The 17,725-nt window shown below is 72.3% G+C and carries 14 protein-coding genes; 10 read left to right on the top strand and 4 right to left on the bottom strand.

Annotated elements, in window-relative coordinates:
- Positions 1-158: 158 nt before the first annotated feature.
- Positions 159-2,555 carry a SpoIIE family protein phosphatase gene (locus ACIRC0_RS26295; protein ID WP_403620066.1) on the bottom strand — a complete coding sequence of 799 codons (2,397 nt, stop codon included), beginning with the start codon at positions 2,553-2,555 and terminating at the stop codon, positions 159-161.
- Between the two features lie 246 nt (positions 2,556-2,801).
- Between ACIRC0_RS26295 and ACIRC0_RS26290 the strand changes: the two genes are divergently transcribed.
- The 5 genes from ACIRC0_RS26290 (at position 2,802) to ACIRC0_RS26270 (ending at position 10,010) form a co-directional block, all read left to right on the top strand.
- Positions 2,802-5,897, top strand: coding sequence for a glycoside hydrolase family 2 TIM barrel-domain containing protein (locus tag ACIRC0_RS26290; protein WP_403620063.1), 3,096 nt, complete (start codon positions 2,802-2,804; stop codon positions 5,895-5,897).
- Between the two features lie 111 nt (positions 5,898-6,008).
- Positions 6,009-6,254, top strand: coding sequence for a hypothetical protein (locus tag ACIRC0_RS26285; RefSeq protein WP_403620060.1), 246 nt, complete (start codon positions 6,009-6,011; stop codon positions 6,252-6,254).
- Positions 6,255-6,257: 3 nt separating this feature from the next.
- A complete protein-coding gene (locus ACIRC0_RS26280; protein WP_403620057.1) occupies positions 6,258-6,635 on the top strand; it encodes a toxin Doc in 378 nt (125 codons plus the stop codon).
- Between the two features lie 534 nt (positions 6,636-7,169).
- Complete coding sequence (locus ACIRC0_RS26275) at positions 7,170-8,762, top strand: RICIN domain-containing protein (protein WP_403620054.1); 1,593 nt, start codon at positions 7,170-7,172, stop codon at positions 8,760-8,762.
- Between the two features lie 147 nt (positions 8,763-8,909).
- Positions 8,910-10,010 (top strand): glutamate--cysteine ligase, encoded by a 1,101-nt coding sequence (locus tag ACIRC0_RS26270; RefSeq protein WP_403620050.1) that lies wholly within the window; start codon positions 8,910-8,912, stop codon positions 10,008-10,010.
- A gap of 79 nt (positions 10,011-10,089) precedes the next feature.
- On the opposite strand, the gene ACIRC0_RS26265 is transcribed toward ACIRC0_RS26270, so the two are convergent.
- Together ACIRC0_RS26265 and ACIRC0_RS26260 are read right to left on the bottom strand one after the other, a co-directional pair.
- Positions 10,090-11,109 (bottom strand): 2-hydroxyacid dehydrogenase, encoded by a 1,020-nt coding sequence (locus ACIRC0_RS26265; RefSeq protein ID WP_403620047.1) that lies wholly within the window; start codon positions 11,107-11,109, stop codon positions 10,090-10,092.
- Positions 11,106-12,275, bottom strand: a complete 1,170-nt coding sequence (locus ACIRC0_RS26260) for a lactate 2-monooxygenase (protein WP_403620044.1) — start codon at positions 12,273-12,275, stop codon at positions 11,106-11,108. Before ACIRC0_RS26260 ends, ACIRC0_RS26265 begins: the two co-directional genes overlap by 4 nt.
- A gap of 127 nt (positions 12,276-12,402) precedes the next feature.
- Here ACIRC0_RS26260 and ACIRC0_RS26255 point away from each other — a divergent pair, with 127 nt between their 5' ends.
- A complete protein-coding gene (locus ACIRC0_RS26255) occupies positions 12,403-13,572 on the top strand; it encodes a PucR family transcriptional regulator (protein WP_403620040.1) in 1,170 nt (389 codons plus the stop codon).
- Positions 13,573-13,724: 152 nt separating this feature from the next.
- A complete protein-coding gene (locus ACIRC0_RS26250; protein ID WP_403620037.1) occupies positions 13,725-14,087 on the top strand; it encodes a MerR family transcriptional regulator in 363 nt (120 codons plus the stop codon).
- On the opposite strand, the gene ACIRC0_RS26245 is transcribed toward ACIRC0_RS26250, so the two are convergent.
- The gene (locus ACIRC0_RS26245; protein ID WP_403620034.1) at positions 14,051-14,422 is read right to left on the bottom strand and encodes a hypothetical protein; all 372 of its coding nucleotides are present in this window, start codon (positions 14,420-14,422) and stop codon (positions 14,051-14,053) included. The genes ACIRC0_RS26250 and ACIRC0_RS26245 overlap by 37 nt on opposite strands.
- 407 nt (positions 14,423-14,829) lie before the next feature.
- Between ACIRC0_RS26245 and ACIRC0_RS26240 the strand changes: the two genes are divergently transcribed.
- Genes ACIRC0_RS26240 through grpE form a run of 3 tightly spaced genes read left to right on the top strand, consistent with a single transcriptional unit; the run spans position 14,830 to position 17,638 of the window.
- Positions 14,830-15,189 (top strand): J domain-containing protein, encoded by a 360-nt coding sequence (locus tag ACIRC0_RS26240; protein ID WP_403620031.1) that lies wholly within the window; start codon positions 14,830-14,832, stop codon positions 15,187-15,189.
- Between the two features lie 38 nt (positions 15,190-15,227).
- On the top strand, positions 15,228-17,111 hold the full coding sequence (dnaK, locus tag ACIRC0_RS26235) for a molecular chaperone DnaK (protein ID WP_403620028.1): 1,884 nt from the start codon (positions 15,228-15,230) through the stop codon (positions 17,109-17,111).
- Between the two features lie 2 nt (positions 17,112-17,113).
- Positions 17,114-17,638 (top strand): nucleotide exchange factor GrpE, encoded by a 525-nt coding sequence (gene grpE / locus ACIRC0_RS26230; RefSeq protein WP_403620025.1) that lies wholly within the window; start codon positions 17,114-17,116, stop codon positions 17,636-17,638.
- Positions 17,639-17,725: the final 87 nt, after the last annotated feature.

Below are 17,725 nucleotides of genomic sequence, written 5' to 3'. Positions count from 1 at the left end.
TTGGCCGTCCTCTCAGGGACGGGGAACGTGCTCCTCCCCGTACTGCGTTCCCAACGGCCGGGGCGGACACGACGGTTCGGGTGGATACGGCGGATACGGGGGCTGGGGACCCTACGGCGGTGGGGGCGGCCGGCGCTGACCGGGCGGGCGGCCGTGCGTCACTCCTGGACCAGGTTCAGCTCCGCCCAGATCGTCTTGCCGTCGGCGGTGTGGCGGCTGCCCCATCGCCGGGTGAGCTGGGCCACCAGGAGCAGTCCTCGGCCGCCTTCGTCGTAGATCCTCGCCCGGCGCAGGTGCGGGGCGGTGTGGCTGGCGTCCGAGACCTCGCAGATGAGTGTCGCCGCGTCATGGATCAGCCGCAGGCGGATCGGCCGTTCGCCGTACCGTATGGCGTTGGTGACCAGCTCACTGACCACCAGTTCGGCCGTGAACACGGCATCCTCGTGCCCCCACGTCTCCACCTGCCCTGCGACCTGCTTGCGAACCGCCGCGACCAGCGCCGGATCCGCGGGGATGTCCCAGGTCGCCACCTGGGAGGCGGGCATCGAGCGGGTGCGGGCGAGCAGCAGGGCCACGTCGTCGGACGCCCCGCCGGGGGGAAGCAGCGCGTGCAGGACACGGTCGCAGGCCTCCTCCAGGGAGCCGGGGACGGACGCCGGGCTCGCGGCGGGCGGTCCGGCCAGGGCCGCGCACAGCAGCTCGCGGCTGGTGTCCACATCGCGTTCGCGGCTCTCTGTCAACCCGTCGGTGTACAGGCCGAGGACGGTGCCCTCGGGCAGGTCGATCTCGGCCGACTCGAAGGGCAGCCCGCCCAGGCCCAGGGGCGGCCCGGCCGGCAGTTCGACCGGCCGGGGCGGCCGGCCCGGCATCATCATCACGGGCGTCGGATGGCCCGCGCGGGCGAGCGTGCACCGCCGCGAGACCGGGTCGTACACCGCGTACAGGCAGGTGGCCCCGACCTCTCCGGTGACGCCGTCCCGACCGGCCTCCCCGGAGAGGCGTACGACGAGGTCGTCGAGGTGGGTGAGCAGTTCGTCCGGTGCCAGGTCGATGTCGGCGAGCGTCCGCACGGCGGTGCGCAGCCGCCCCATGGTCGCGGAGGCCTGGATGCCGTGGCCGACGACGTCGCCGACGACCATGGCGACCCGCATCCCGGACAGCGGGATCACGTCGAACCAGTCGCCGCCCACCCCGGCACGCGCCGCGGGCAGATAGCGGGAGGCGGCCTCCACCGCCGCGGTGCGCGGCAGGGTGCGGGGCAGCAGGCTGCGCTGGAGGGCGAGCGCGGTCCTGCGCTCGCGGGAGAACCGGCGGGCGTTGTCGACACAGACGGCGGCCCGGGCCGTGATCTCCTCGGCGAGCAGCACGTCGTCCGCTGTGAAGGCGGCGGGACGCCGGAACCGGGAGAACACGGCCACCCCGAGGGTTCCGCCACGGGCCTGGATCGGCACCGCCATCGTGGAGTGGATGCCGTGGTCCCGCACCCGTGCGGCGCGCGCCGGGTCCCAGGCGAGCCACCGGCCGAGCTCGGTGCCCGTGGCCACGATCGTCCGGCCGGCCACCAGGGCGTCCGCCTGCGGTGAGGGGCTGGGGTAGAGGTCGACACGACCGGGTTCGACGACCGCCTCGGGGCAGCCGGGGGTCACCGACCGGTGGGCGGCCCGGCACAGCGCGACCGGCGCGGTGAGCGAGGCCGGATAGCCCTCGGCACCGTCGGCGGGCGGATCCAGCAGGTCGACGCTGACGAAGTCGGCGAGCGCGGGCACGCACACCTCGGTGAGCTCCTGCGCGGTGCGGGTGACGTCGAGGGTCGTGCCGATGCGGACGCTCGCCTCGTTGACGAGCTGCAGTCTCTGCCGCGCCAGGTACTGCTCGGTGAAGTCGTGGGCGGCCACGCACACTCCCCGCACCCGCCCCTCGGCGTCCGTGATCGGGGACATACGGGCCAGCCACGCGTGCATGCTGCCGTCGCCGCCGATCGGCACGTAACTGTGGACGTCGTTGCCCCGGCCGGTGCTGAGCACCCGGTACATCTGCTGTTCGATGTCCTCGCTCTGCGGCCGGCCGCCGATCTCGGGCAGCCTCAGGCCTCTCAGGCGTTCCTCGGGCAGGCCGATCACCTCGGCCATGGGGCCGTTGATCCGGTGCAGGCGCAGCCGGTCGTCGTAGATCGCGACGGCGCAGGGCGACTGGGTGAGGTCGGCCCGCGCCAGCGGGTCGTCCACGGGAGGCGGTCCGCCGCCCGTGAGCGGGGTGACCACCAGCCAGCCGCCGTGGTCGCCGTCCTGCGGCGGCCGGTGATGGACCAGCAGCCAGACGGAGACGGTCCGGCCGTCGCGGTGCCGCAGGGCGAGGGTGCCGCTCCAGCGGGGATCCATCGGGAGGACGGTCTTCGCTCCGGCGGCCAGCAGTTCGGCCGCGGGCCGGCCCACGACGTCGGCCGGGGCGTAGCCGAGCAGCCTGCGCGCACCCTCGTTCCACTCGACCAGGACGCCCTCGTGGTCGATGAGCGCCCGTGCCGTGTCGGCGTCGTCGAACGGATAGCCGGAGCTCATCGTCGCCACTCCATCGCGCACACGCACAGTGAGCAGAGCCGTCACTGGTGTTCCAGCCTAGTGCCAACCGGGGGTCAGTGAACCCGCGGGCCCCACCGCAAGAAGGGAGCGGGTCCGGCTGTTGGTGGCGGGTGGGGCAGAAGGACGCTGCCGCACCCTTGACGGGTGTGTGTGTCACACCGTCAGAATCTGTTTGGTCACGATCAGTTGTGAGTATTTCTGGGCCCTGATGAGGGAGAGCCGCCCATGACGGTCACGCGCAGATCGGTCCTGATCGCCGGCACGGCAGCCCCGGCGGCCGGCGCACTCCTCGGCGCCGGGAGCGCCCCGGCGGCGGCAGCCGCCCGCGCTCCGGGACGCCGGACGGTGGCCCTTCGCGACGGCTGGCGGTTCGCGCTGGTCAACCCGGGCGGCATCACCGACCCGACGGGGGCGTACGGCGAAGCCGCCGCGCCCGGGTACGACGACTCGGGCTGGCGCGAGGTCGCCGTGCCCCATGACTGGAGCATCGAGCAGACCCCCACCACCGAGCACGGCACCACCAGCGGCACCGGCTTCTTCCCCGGAGGTCTCGGCTGGTACCGCATCGCCTTCACCCTGCCGTCGACGCTCACCGGGAAGCGGATATCGGTGGAGTTCGACGGCGTCTACATGGACTCGTACGTCTACTGCAACGGCACCGAAGTCGGCCGCCACCCCTACGGCTACACCGGTTTCGCCTTCGACCTCACCGATGTGCTGCACACCGACGGCACCACCGAGAACGTCCTCGCGGTCAAGGTCCAGAACCAGCTCCCGAGCAGCCGCTGGTACTCGGGCAGCGGCATCTACCGCGAGGCCCGGCTGGTGATCACCGAGCAGGTGCACGTGGCGCGTTGGGGCACCCACGTCACCACGCCGGACATCACCGAGGCCCGCGCCGTCGTCCGGGCGCGCACCTCGGTGGTGAACGAGTCGGGGGCCACGGTGGACGTGGAGATCCGCTCGGCGGTCACGGACCCGGACGGCCGGACCGTCGCCCGGACGTCCTCCACGGTCACCGTCACCGGCACCACGACCGAGACCCATGAACTGAGCGTGCCCAGGCCCAGGTTGTGGGACTTCGCCACCCCTGACCACCGGTACACCCTGCACACCGAACTACGGGTGGGCGGCGAGACCGTCGACACCTACGACACCACCTTCGGCATCCGTTCCTTCCGCTTCGACCCGGACGAGGGGTTCTCCCTCAACGGCACCCACGCCAAGATCAAGGGTGTCGACCTGCACCACGACCAGGGCGCCCTCGGGGCGGCGATCAGCATCGACGCCGTACGCCGGCAGATGACGATCATGAAGTCGATGGGGGTCAACGCCTTCCGCACCTCCCACAACCCGCCCTCACCGCAGATGATCCAGGTCTGCGAGGAGCTGGGCATCGTGATGATGGTCGAGGCGTTCGACTGCTGGCACACCGGCAAGACCACGTACGACTACCACCGGTTCTTCGACGACTGGTGCGAGAAGGACGCCACCGAGATGGTGCTCGCGGCCCGCAACTCACCGGCCGTGGTCCTGTGGTCGATCGGCAACGAGATCCCCGACTCCACGTCCACCGCCGGGCTCGCCATGGCGGACCGGATCATAGGCGCGATCAAGGCCGTCGACGACACCCGCCCACTCGTCATCGGCTCGGACAAATACCGCAGCGTCCCCAAGAAGGGCTCGGCGGCCGACCTCATGCTCGCCAAGCTCGACGGCCTGGGCCTGAACTACAACACCGCCAAGTCGGTGGACGCCCTGCACGCCGCCTACCCGCACCTGTTCCTCTTCGAGTCCGAGTCGTCGTCCGAGACCTCGACGCGCGGCACCTACCAGGAGCCCGAGCACCTCAACACCGGCGAGAACCACACACCCGGCCGGCGCGCCACCTCCTCGTACGACAACAACCTCGCCTCCTGGACCATGAGCGGCGAGTACGGGCACAAGAAGGACCGCGACCGGAAGTGGTTCACCGGGCAGTTCCTGTGGTCGGGCATCGACTACATCGGGGAGCCCACGCCGTACGACGTCTTCCCGGTGAAGGCGTCCTTCTTCGGCGCCGTCGACACGGCCGGCTTCCCCAAGGACATGTACCACCTGTTCAGGAGCCAGTGGACCGGCGAGCCCATGGTCCATCTGGTGCCCATGACCTGGAACCACGACAAGGGGGACACGGTCGAGGTCTGGGCGTACGCCAACGTCGACACCGTCGAGCTGTTCCTGAACGGAAAGTCCCTCGGGACCAGGAGGTTCGACACCAAGAAGACGACGGACGGGCGTGCCTACCTGGAGACCACCGAGGCGACCGGCGACGACAAGACGTTCACCTCGGGCCCCTACCCCGGCAGCTACACGAGCCCGAACGGCAGCGCGGGCAAGCTCCACCTCACCTGGAAGGTGCCCTTCGAGCCGGGCGAGTTGAAGGCGGTCGCGCGACGGGACGGCAAGGTGGTCGCGACCGACGTCCTGCGCACCGCCGGGCCCCCGCACGCCCTGCGCCTCACTCCGGACCGTACGTCCCTGGCCGCCGACGGCCGCTCCCTCCTCTTCGTGACCGCCGAAGTCGTCGACGCCGACGGCGTGGTGGTGCCCGACGCCGAGGACCTGATCACCTTCGATGTGAAGGGCGGCTCCCTCGCCGCCCTGGACAACGGCCGGGAGGAGAGCGCCGAGCGCTACCAGGCCACCACCCGGACCGCCTTCCACGGGAAGGCGCTCGCCATCGTGCGCTCCGGCACCAGGGCGGGGACCCTGAAGGTGACGGCCCGGGCGGACGGGCTGCGCACCGCCACCGCGACCGTCCGCACCACTCCCGCGCGGTCCACCGCGCTCACACCGGCGCCGGTGTTCAAGCCCGACCTTCCGGCGGCTCCCACCTACCCCCAGGCCGACGCGAGTTACTCCGGCCGCCCCGACACCCTTCCCGCCGCCATGCTCGACGGCGACCCGGCCACCGGGTGGTCCAACGCCTTCTACAAGTCGGCCACCGCCCTGCTGCCCGCCTTCAACGGCGCCCGGCCGAAGGACTGGGTGTCGGTCGACTTCGGGCGCCGGCGGACCATGGACCGCGTCGAGGTCTCCTTCACCGTCGACGCCACCCACGCCCTGCCCGCCTCGGTCGAGGTCTCCGTCTGGGACGGCGAGCGGTACGTGCCCGTGACCGGCGCCGCCGTGGACCGGGCCACCGCCTCCGATGCCCCGACCGTGATCACCTTCGACGCGGTCCGCGGCTCCCGCCTGCGCCTGGCGATGACCAGCGCCCACCCGGGCGCCGCCGACGGCGCGGTCCGCATCAGCCGGCTCGAGGTCCCGGCCGGCTGAACCGGGGCCCTGAGGTACCGGCGGCTGTGCCGCACTGCCGCCGGTACCGTGGGCACCCCGCGCTGACCTGGGGGTATTTACGAGTAAGTACCCTCGCTGTACCGTTACGGCATGCCAGCCCTCAACGTGGAGTTCAGTGATCGGGAGCTAGAGGACCTGCGGCAGATCGCCAAGGAGCGCGGTACGTCGATGAAGGCCCTGGTGCGCGAGGCCGCCGCGGCCGACATCGCCCGGCACCGGGCCCTTCAGGAGGGCGCCGAGGCCTTCCGCCGGTTCTTCGCCACGCACGCCGACGAGTTCGCGGCGGCGTTCCCCGACGACGAGCCAGCCGTGAAGGGCGAGGGGCAGGACGCCTGACCGATGACCTCCGTCATCCATATCGACGTGCCCTGGCTGCTTCAGCGCCACGAAGAGGTCCTGCCGGACCAGCCCGTCATCAACGACTTCTCCGCGCTGGTCGCCGCGGTCGCCCGGCACCGCGTGGACCCGCCCCGCCTCGGTGTGGACTCCGACCCGGCCTGGCGCGCCGCCGCCCTGCTGCACACCCTCGCGCTGCTCAAGCCGCTGCCGTCGGCGAACGCCCGCTTCGCCTGCGCCACCGCGGTCGCGTACATGTACGTCAGCGGCGTCGGCATCGACCCGCCCTACGGCGCCCTCGTCGACCTCACCCGTGACCTGATCTCCGGCAAGGCCGACGTCTACGGCGCCGCGGACCGACTGCGGTCCTGGCAGATCTGAGGTCGCTCACATCCCCTGTTCCGCCCGCCTTCTGGGCCGCCGACCGAGGGCGGGAGATCAGGGTCGGCGGCCCGTTGCGCGCGGCAGTGCCGCCGTGCCGCGCGGGGCCGAAGAGAAGGCCGGCTCCAGTGGACTACGGAGCCCCGCCGCGGCGGGAGCGTGCGAGCGGCGCCGGCATGGGCGCGCGGTTCACACGGGGCGCGTGGGGTCGGCGAAAACGGTTACATAAACAGGGAGTTGGTGACACAGGCTCCCCCTGTCCTTTTCCTGGTGCGGATGTTGTTCAAGTGCCTTGTTGGCCATCAGTGACCTGTGCAAAGGTGACCTGTCTGCGCAGGGGCAATGGCCGGGGCGGCGTCGCTGCTCGCTATTCCGGGCCGTCGGCGAGCTCAAAAGGCGCATCCGCCGACGATCGCCGTGCAGCCGTCACCCGAGACCATTTTCCCGGCGCGGCGCCGAAAAGGCCCAGCAACCGGGTCTTTTCGGCGAGCAGAACTCCGTGTGCAGCCTTGTGCCTTGGAAGGAACCCGCTCAGTGCACACCCCCCACCCCCCGCGTCCGCCCTATCCTCCCCGTCCCGGCGCGGCACCGGGAGAATCCGACGAGAACCTGGCCGCCCGGCTCAGGGGCCGGCCCGTGGGCGAGACCGCCCTGCCCGTCGCGCTGCTGATGGCCAGACACTGGCAGGCGGCCTACGACTACGCGGTCATCTGCCTCGCCTCCTCCCGCGACGTCGCCGCGATGGCCACCGCCGCCGCCTTCCACCGGGTCCTCGGCGACCTCACCCGCTCCCGTTCCGCGGTGGCGCTGCGTCCGAGGCTTCTCGTGGCCGTCCGGGACACGGTCGCGGAATGGGCGGCGGAGGACCGGATATCCGGTGCTCTGCCGGAGCTGAGGAAACCCGCGGGGGCTCGCGGTATGCGCGCCGCGAAGTTCCTGACACCCGAAAACAGCGCCCTCGCCGAACACGCTTTCCGCGCTCTGTCCCCTTTCGCCCAGTCCCTGCTGTGGCACACCGAGGTCGAAGCCGAACACATATCCGTCCCTGCCGTTCTGCTCGGCATGGACTCCCAGACCGCGGCGGCCGCACTGGAACAGGCACGCGAAGAATTCCGGGCGGGCTGTGTACGCGCCCACCGGGAACTCGCGCCGAGCGCCGAATGCCGCTTCCACAACCGGCTGCTGGACATCCCCCTGCGCCGCGGCGGCGACCTGCTGCCCGAGGTGCACCAGCATGTCCTGCAGTGCCGCCACTGCCGTTCCGCCGCCGAACAACTGCGCCGGTGCGAGGACGGCCTCGGCGCGCTGCTGGCCGAGGCGGTCCTCGGCTGGGGCGCCCGGCGCTACCTCGACTCCCGTCACGGCCGCACCCCGCACCCAGTGCGCTCCGGCTCCCGCGGCCGGCGCCCGGGCGGCGGCGGACGCCACCGGTTGCTCACGAGGATCCCCGCGGCGGGCCGCAGGATCACCGCGGGGGAGCGGAACACGAGGACGCTGCTGACCGGCGTCGGCTTCGCCACCGTCGCCGTCCTGCTGGCCCTGCTGGTCACCGGAGTCTGGACCGACGACGGAAGCGGTGCCGACCCGGTCGCCTCCACCAGCGCGGGCGGCGGCTCCCACACCCCCTCGCCCCGCTCCGGCCCCCAAGCGCCGCCCGACACGGCCGGGCTGCCCACAGCCCCGCAGGAGACCCGACTGCGCGCCGTCGCCGCCGGGCTCTGCCTCGACATCCGCGGCACGGTCAGGGACGGTGCGGGCACCCGGCTCGCGACCTGCTCCTCGGCGTGGACCCAGAAGTGGTCGTACGAGAGCGACGGCCTGCTGCGCAGTGTCGCGGACCCGGGCCTGTGCCTCGACTCCCACGCCACCGACGGAGCTGTCACGCTCGCCCCGTGCGTCGAGGCGGGCCGGGCGCACGCCGACGACGTCCGCTACGACCTCACCGTGGGGGGCGAGTTGCTCCCGCGCTGGGGCGCGGGCCTCGCCGTCACGCCCGCGAGCCCCGACCCCGACGCCGACATCGTCGTCAAGGACCGCGACGGTTCCGACGCCCAGCGGTGGGCGACCGACGCCCGCTCGTACCGGCAGCCGGCGGCCTTGGAGGGACCCACCCTCGGTCCTGTCTGAGTCACCGCCCTGCTCCGAGCGACACACGGCGAGCCGAGGGCCGCGTCCTCATACCCGACTACCGTCCGTCCGGGAGGGTAGTCGGGGTGGGCGGATGACCCCGCGATCACCAGTGGTCGCGGCAGACGGACAGAGAGGCGGCATGACGTGCGGACCGTCGGAGTGGAAGAGGAACTCCTCCTGGTCGACCCGGAGACCGGTGAGCCGAAGGCGTTGTCGGCCGCGGTGCTCGCCCGCGCCGCGCAGGACGAGGCGGACGAGGGCCTGTTCGAGAAGGAGCTCTACGGTCAGATGCTGGAGTTCGCCACGCATCCGCAGACGGACATGACGGAACTCGGTGCCGAGATCGTCCGCTGCCGCCGGGAGGCGGCAGAACACGCCGGGGGGATCGGCTGCGCCGTGGCCGCGCTGGCCACCTCACCGCTGCCGGTGAGCCCGTCCATCAGCATGAACCGCCGCTACCAGTGGATGGCCGAGCAGTACGGCATCGCCACGACGGAACAACTGGTCTGCGGCTGCCATGTGCACGTCTCGGTGGAGTCGGACGAGGAGGCCGTCGCGGTGGTCGACCGCGTGCGGCCCTGGCTCCCCGTACTGGTCGCCCTGAGCGCCAACTCCCCGTTCTGGCAGGGCAGGGACTCCGGCTACGAGAGCTACCGCAGCCGGGTGTGGGGGCGCTGGCCCTCCGCGGGGCCGACCGAGCTGTTCGGGTCGCCCGAGCGGTACCACCGGCGGGTGGCCGACATGGTCGCCACCGGAGTCATCCTCGACGAGGCGATGGTCTACTTCGACGCGCGTCTGTCCGAGCGGTACCCGACGGTGGAGCTCCGGGTCCCCGACGTCTGCCTGCACGCGGACACCGCGCAGTTGATCGCCACCCTCGCCCGCGGGCTGGTGGAGACCGCGGCGCGCGAGTGGCGGGCGGGCCGGGAGCCGGTGGACCACAGCGTGAGTCTGCTGCGGCTGGCCGCCTGGCAGGCGGCCCGGTCCGGCCTGGCGGGTGAGCTGCTGCACCCGAGGACGATGCGGCGCATGCCGGCGGAGTCGGTGGTGCGGGACCTGCTCGACCACGTCGGTGACGCGCTGGCCGGCACCGATGACCTCGACGGTGCGGACCAGGCCGTGACCGGGCTGCTGGAGCGGGGGAACGGCGCCCGGGTGCAGCGGGAACTCATGGAGCGGACCGGGAGCCTGCGCGACGTCGTCCTGGAGTGCGTACGCCACACCCAGGGTGAGCTGCAGCCCTGATGTGGCGTCAGAAGAGGCGGGCCGCGCCCAGGCGGGCACATCCGGAGGGCCCAGCAGTCCTGACGAAGCGTCAGTAAGATCAGGACACGACGTCCTGTAGTTCCCCGCTCGTCAGGAAGTCCGCCGCGTTGCGGACCGCCGCCAGCGCGATCCGCACCAGTGTCTCCCGGGTGACACCGGCGACATGCGGCGACAGCACCACGTTCGGCGCCTTCAGCAGCCTCAGGGCCGGGGTGGGCGGTTCGGGGTCGAAGACGTCGATCCCCGCCCCGGCCAGCGCGCCGGCCTCCAGCGCGTCCGCGAGCGCGTCCTGGTCGATCAGGGCGCCCCGCGCCGTGTTGACCACGAACGCGGTGGGCTTCAGCAGCGCCAGGCGCTCGGCGTTCAGCAGATGCCGGGTCGCGTCGGTGAGGGGCGCGTGCAGCGTCACGTAGTCGGAGGTGCGCAGCAGCTCGTCGAGGCCCACGTACCGGGCCCCGAGCCGTGCCTCCGTCTCCGCGTCCAACGGCTCCGGGCCCGCGTACACGATCGACATGTCGAAGGCGGCCGCCCGGCGTGCCACTTCCTGGCCGATGTGGCCCAGCCCGACGATGCCGAGGGTCTTGCCGGACAGCTCCGTGATCGACTGCTGCAGCCGGGGCAGCGCCCAGTCGGCGTCGACGAGCGCGGTGTGCGCCGGGACCAGCTGCTTGGCCAGGGCGAGCATGAGCGCGAAGGTCTGCTCGGCCACGTTCTGCTTCTCGGCGCCACTCGAGCCGATGTTGCACACCGGGATGTTCCGGGCGCGCGCCGCGTCCAGGTCCACGTAGTCGAAGCCGTGGCTCGCGCACTGGATCAGCCTCAACTCCGGTGCGGCGGCGATGTGTTCCGCGGTGACCGGACCGAGCCCCGTGACGATCACGTGGGCCCCGCGCAGCGCCGCCGGATCCTCGTCGGTCCTCTCCACCACGGTCACCCGGGCCTCGCCGGGGAAGACGGTGGCGAGCGCGGCGCCCGCCTGCCGCCCACCCACGTGCGGCGAGACGACGGCCAGGACGTTGTTGGTGTCGGTGGTGTCTGCCGTGTAGGCGGTGTCGTCGGTACCGGTCGTGTGGGTCATGAGGCTTCCTCGATCAGGTCGGCGGGGCCGAGCGTGGCGGGGCGGGCGTGCCCGGAGAGGGCGAGGGTGAGGTCGAACTCGGCGAGCAGACAGCGGATCACGTGCTCGACGCCCGCCTGGCCGTCGAGCCCGAGACCGTAGGCGTACGGCCGTCCCACGAGCACCGCCCGCGCGCCCAGCGCGAGCGCCTTGAACACGTCGTCGCCGGTGCGGATCCCGCTGTCGAACAGCACGGTCAGCCGGTCCCCGGCCGCCTCCACCACCCGCGGCAGCGCCTCTGCGGCGGCCACGGAACCGGCCACCTGCCGGCCGCCGTGGTTGGAGACCACCACCCCGTCCATCCCGGCGTCGGCGGCCGCCCGGGCGTCGTCGGAATGCAGGATGCCCTTCAGGACGATCGGACCGTCCCAGTGCTCCCGCAGGAACGCCAGGTCCGGCCAGGTCTTTCCGGGGTCCGCGAACATGTTCACGAAGTGCAGCACGGCCGCGTTGGGGTCCTCGTGCACCGGCTTCGCCAGGCCGGCCTGGAACGCCGGGTCGGAGAAGTAGTTCGCGGTGCCCACCCCGTGCAGGAACGGCAGATACGCCTGGTCGAGGTCGCGGGGCCGCCAGGCCAGCAGCGGGGTGTCCAGCGTGACGAACAGCGCCGTGAACCCGGCCGCCTTCGCCCGGGTCAGGAAACTGCGGGTGACCTCGCGGTCCTTGGCCCAGTACAGCTGGAACCACCGCTCACCGTCGCCCGAAGCCTCCGCCACCTGCTCCATCGGCGTGCTGGACGCGGAGGACAGGACGAACGGCACGCCCTGCGCCGCCGCGGCCCGCGCCGCCGCCGGTTCGGCGTCCGGATGCATGATCGACAGCACGCCGATCGGAGCCAGGGCCAGCGGTGCGGGCAGCCGCCGCCCCAGCACCTCCACGGAGAGGTCGCGGTCGTGCACGTCCCGCAGCATGCGCGGCACGATCCGGCGCCGCTCGAGCGCGGCCCGGTTCGCCCGGGCGGTGCTGCCGGTGCCCGCGCTGCCCGCTACGTAGCCGACCGGGCCGGGACCGAGCCGCTGCTCGGTCAGCGCCTCCAGCCGGGTCAGATCGGTGGGCAGCCGCGGTACGGCGCCCGTCATGCCGTTGAGATAGATCTCGTACTGGAAGTCCGCCCAGTGCTTCGCCATCCCGTACGTCCCGCCTCTCGTCCCTGAGACCGCGTGGTACGACCACGCCGTACGCCGATGATCCTGGCGACCGTGACAAGGTCCGTCCACCGTGGTGCGCACATCGCGCGGCTGGAATCATCACCCTGTGACAAACCAGCCACTCACGGCCCGCAATGCCGTCCGTGCGGAGATCGTCGCCGACCCTCGGGTCGTGGAGGCGGTCGTCGCCGCCGTGCACGCGACGGTGCCGGTGTACGCCGCGCTCGACGACAGCCGGCTGCCGGAGGTGCGGGCCATCGCGGCCTGGGGCGTGGACCGGCTGCTGCACCTGTGGGCCACCGACAGCACCCTGGGACCGGCCGATCTGCGCCGGTTCCGCGGGATCGCGGCGGCCCGCGCGGCCGACGGCCGGCCCGTGCAGGCCGTGCTGCGTGCCTACCGGGTGGCCGCGGCCGTCCTCACCGAGGAGGTCGCCGCCCGTGGCCGCGCCATCACGGCGTCGGACGGCCTGGCGCTGGCCCGGGTCCTGCTGACGGCCCTGGACACCCTGTCGGAGGAGATGGCCACGGCGTACGCGGCGACCACCGAGGACCTGGCCGGGGACCGGGACCGTGCGCTGCGACTGCTGCTCGACGACCTGATCGCCGGCCGGCACGCCTCGGTGGGCGCGCTGACGGACCGCGCGGCCCGGCTGGGCGTCCAACTCCCCGATCCGTACTGCCTGCTGGTGGCCGAGCCGGCGACGGGTGACGGCCCCGACATGTCGTACGAGGCCGCCGCCGGACTTCCCGGCGCGCTCGGCGGCGCCGCCGGGTCGCTGTCGACGGTGCGCGGCTCCCGCGCGGTGCTGCTGCTGCCCGCCACGGCCGCCGGCCGGGCACCGGCCCTCCTGGACGCCCGGGCGTGGCGTGGCTGCGCCGTCACGGGCGAGGGCCTGGACCGGGTCGCCGTCGCGCACCGACTGGCTGCCGACGCCCTCGACACGGCCCCCGCCCACGCCCACCGGCCCGGCCGCGTCCTCGACGACGCCGACGCACACGTGCTGGCCCTGCTCGCCGGCCACCCGGCGGCCACCCCGGACCACATCGCCCGTCTCGTCCTCGGCCCGCTCACCGACCCGGAACAACGCCACCTGCTCCAGGCCCTGACGGCGTACATCGACGCGGGCTCGGCCACCGCAGCCGCCCGCGCCCTGCACCTCCACCCCCAGTCCCTGCGCTACCGCCTGCGCCGCGTGCACACCCTGACGTCCCGCGACCCACGCGACCCCTGGCAACGCCTGACCCTGGACATCGCCCGCACGCTCAAGGCCTGACCGGCCTCAGGCCTGGCTCCGGTACCCAGCGCTCGGTGGACGATTCATCCACTACGGCCATGCGACCGGATGGCCTTCCACCCTGTTCTGGGACAGACAGCAAATCTGTAATCTGAGGTGGAGGTCTGGTCCGTCGGACCGAGGAGTCGAGGATGGCCCTCTCCATCGACGATGCCGATGCCGCGCTGTACACGATCGGCCAGGTCGCCGAGATGCTGGGCGTCCAGGCCGCCTTCCTGCGGCGGCTGGACGCCCACGGCATCGTGGTCCCGGCCCGCTCCGCGGGCGGCCAGCGCCGCTACTCCCGGCGCGAGATCGACCGGGTCGCCGAGGTGATGGACCTGGTCGCGGAAGGGGTGACCCTCGCCGGGGTGCGGCGCGTCCTGACGCTGCGCGAGCGGGTGGGGGTCCTGGAGGAGGACCTGGCCGCCGCGCGCGCCGCGGCCGCGCCGCCCGAGGAACGGAGCCGGGCGGACGGTCACCCGGACGAGCGGCCGGGAGCCGTCTCCGGCTGAGGGTGGGCGTCGGCCGGCAGCAGCGGCGCGTCGTGCCGCTCCGGGCGGTGGCTGCCGTCCCCGGGGACCGGGCTGCGCGGGGCGTCGGAGCCGCCGGGCAGCGGCACGGGACGGCGTGCCACCAGACGGCCGACCCAGCGGCGGCCGCAGTGCACGCACGGCGGCGCACCCTCCAGCGTGTACGGGGAGGGCACGGGGGTGTTGTCCCGGTAGAAGTACTCCCACTCGTCCCCGTGGCCGTCCGTGGACCGCTGGACGTCGTAGTCGACGCTCCAGCGGTGCCAGCACGAGCCACAGGTGAACTCGACACGTTCGACGGCCAGTTCGGTGATCACACACACCACCTCCGGTCGGTCGGGAGCGGACGGAGGGACGACCTGGACGGTGCCCGCTCGCGCACCGCGTGCCCGCGGTCGCCCGCCGCGCCCGGTGTCATGTCTGTCACGCGGCGATCTCCCTGACGTCGGCGGCGGGACACCCGGCGCGGACGGTCAGGACATCGCGCTCCACGCTCACGTCGACGGACTCCGGATCGACGCCCGGCGGATCGAAGCGGACGATGAAAGAGCGCCTCGCTCCGATGGGCGTCCACCGGTGCCTACGGACACCCCTATACCTCGCCAGGCCAGGCTTGACAAGAGGCGACTCAAGTTTTATCCAGACTAGTGAGGAAGTCAGGTGCAAAGCCGCAGCCCGGAGGGGCAGCCGCCGGGCCGCTCGCAGTCGGCGAGGAGGTGGGACGGTGGACACGCGGAGGGCCACCGGTGCCGCGCCGGACCCCTACGACGTCCTCGGGGTGGATCCCTCGGCCTCGCCCGAGCGGATCACCTCGGCGTACCGGCGCCTGGTGCGCCGACTGCACCCCGACACCCGGTCGGACGAGGTGACCGAGGAGGCGCTCTCGCGGGTGCTCGCCGCCTACGAGACGCTCCGTGACCCCGCCGCACGCGCGGCCCTGGACCGCCGGCGGCGCGCCACGCCCGCTGCGGCCCCCGCCCCGGTGCGTGGTGTCGCGGCCGTCGTGAGGACTGCCACGGGGCGGTTCCCGGCACGGGCGCCCCTGCTGCGCGCGGGCCCGGTTCGGGTGGAACGGACCCTCTGACCCGCTGGAGGAAGACGGACGACGAGGAGGGAACCCCCATGGCACGTCCGGTCGGTATCGACCTCGGCACCACGAACTCGGTGGTCGCGGTCCTCGAGGGCGGTGAACCCACCGTCATCACCAACACCGAGGGCGCCCGGACCACGCCGTCGGTCGTGGCCTTCGCCAAGAACGGCGAGGTGCTGGTCGGCGAGGTCGCCAAGCGGCAGGCGGTGACCAACGTCGAGCGCACCGCGCGCTCCGTCAAGCGTCACATGGACGACCAGAGCTGGCGCTTCCCGGAGAGCGGCACCATCGACGGCAAGCAGTACCGGGCCCAGGAGATCTCCGCGCGCGTGCTGCAGAAGCTGAAGAGGGACGCGGAGGCCTACCTCGGTGAGGACGTCACGGACGCCGTGATCACCGTGCCCGCGTACTTCGACGACACCCAGCGGCAGGCCACCAAGGAGGCCGGGGAGATCGCGGGGCTCAACGTCCTGCGGATCATCAACGAGCCGACGGCGGCGGCGCTGGCGTACGGACTCGACAAGGAGAACGACCAGACGGTCCTCGTCTTCGACCTCGGTGGCGGCACCTTCGACGTGTCCCTGCTGGAGATGGGCGAGGGCGTGATCGAGGTCAAGGCCACCAACGGCGACACCCACCTGGGCGGCGACGACTGGGACCAGCGCATCGTCGACCACCTGGTCAAGCAGTTCAAGAACGCCTACGGCGTCGATCTGTCCAAGGACAAGATGGCGGTGCAGCGGCTGCGTGAGGCCGCCGAGAAGGCCAAGATCGAGCTGTCGAGTTCCTCCGAGACCACCATCAACCTGCCCTACATCACGGCCTCTTCGGAGGGCCCGCTGCACCTGGACGAGAAGCTGACGCGCGCCCAGTTCCAGCAGCTGACCGCCGATCTGCTGGAGCGCTGCAAGAGGCCGTTCCACCAGGCGATCAAGGACGCCGGGATCGAGCTGTCCGACATCGACCACGTGATCCTCGTGGGTGGTTCCACCCGGATGCCCGCGGTGACCGACCTGGTGCGGGAGCTGACCGGCAAGGAGCCGCACAAGGGTGTCAACCCGGACGAGGTCGTGGCCGTCGGCGCGTCGCTGCAGGCGGGTGTGCTCAAGGGTGAGGTCAAGGACGTCCTGCTGCTGGACGTCACGCCGCTGTCGCTGGGCATCGAGACCAAGGGCGGCATCATGACCAAGCTGATCGAGCGCAACACCACGATCCCGACGAAGCGTTCGGAGATCTTCACCACGGCGGAGGACAACCAGCCGTCCGTGCAGATCCAGGTCTTCCAGGGCGAGCGCGAGATCGCGGCGTACAACAAGAAGCTCGGCATGTTCGAGCTGACCGGTCTGCCGCCGGCGCCGCGCGGAGTGCCGCAGATCGAGGTCTCCTTCGACATCGACGCCAACGGGATCATGCACGTCGCGGCGAAGGACCTCGGCACCGGCAAGGAGCAGAAGATGACCGTCACCGGCGGCTCCGCCCTGCCGAAGGACGACATCGACCGCATGGTCCGCGAAGCCGAGCAGCACGCCGAGGAGGACCGCAAGCGGCGGGAGGCGGCCGAGACCCGCAACCAGGGCGAGCAACTCGTCTACCAGACGGAGAGGCTCATCGCCGACAACGCGGACCGGATCCCCGCCGACGCGAGGAGCGAGACGGAGAGTGCCATCACCGAACTGAAGGAGCAGCTCAAGGGCGACAACACCGCGGCGATCCGGCAGGCCATCGACAAGGCCGCCGCCGCGGCCCAGAAGATCGGCACCGCCATGTACGACAAGGCGCGCGCCGAGGGCGGCACGACATCGGAGCAGGGTGCCGCGGCGGGCAGCGGTGCCGCGGCGGGCAGCGGTGCCAAGGCCGACGAGGAGGTCGTGGACGCCGAGATCGTGGACGACGACGACACGTCACGGGCGGGCTGACCATGGACCGGAGCCGGCCGCGGAGCACGGAGCTGCGGCGTCTGCTCGACGAGCGCACCGCCGACCTGCAGCGGGTGAAGGCCGAGTACGACAACTACCGCAAGCAGGTGCGGCGCGACCGCATGGCGGTGCGCGAGATCGCCGTCGAGAACGTCCTGCGCTCACTGCTGCCCGTGCTGGACGCCGTCGAGGCCGCCCGCAGACAGGAGGCGATGACGCCGGGCCTCAAAGCCGTCGCGGAGGTCCTCGAGACCCAGTTGGGCTCGGTGGGTCTGCAGGCGTTCGGGGAGGAGGGCGAGCCCTTCGACCCCGAGCGGCACGAGGCGGTCACGCATGTCGTTGCCCCGGACGCCGGCGGCCTGACGTGCACGGAGATTCTGACGCCCGGCTATCGGGTCGGTGACCGCCTGCTGCGCCCGGCCCGCGTGACCGTCACGGGACCGCCGCCGTCCGGCGCGACCCGGGTCGGCGAGGGAGGCGCGGGGGAGCGGGCCGGCGCCGAACGGGGCGATCCCGCCGCAGGGTGACGGGGTGCCGCAAAGGCCGTGGAGGAGGGGGCCGAACCGGCGGGTTCGGCCCCCTCCTCCACGGCCGCCTCTTTCCTGGCGGGCGCG

Source organism: Streptomyces sp. NPDC093984 (assembly GCF_044764595.1).
In the GTDB taxonomy this organism is placed as follows: Bacteria; Actinomycetota; Actinomycetes; order Streptomycetales; family Streptomycetaceae; genus Streptomyces; species Streptomyces cynarae.
Note: the sequence above shows the minus strand (reverse complement) of the source record. Positions and strands in the feature narration are given on the sequence as shown.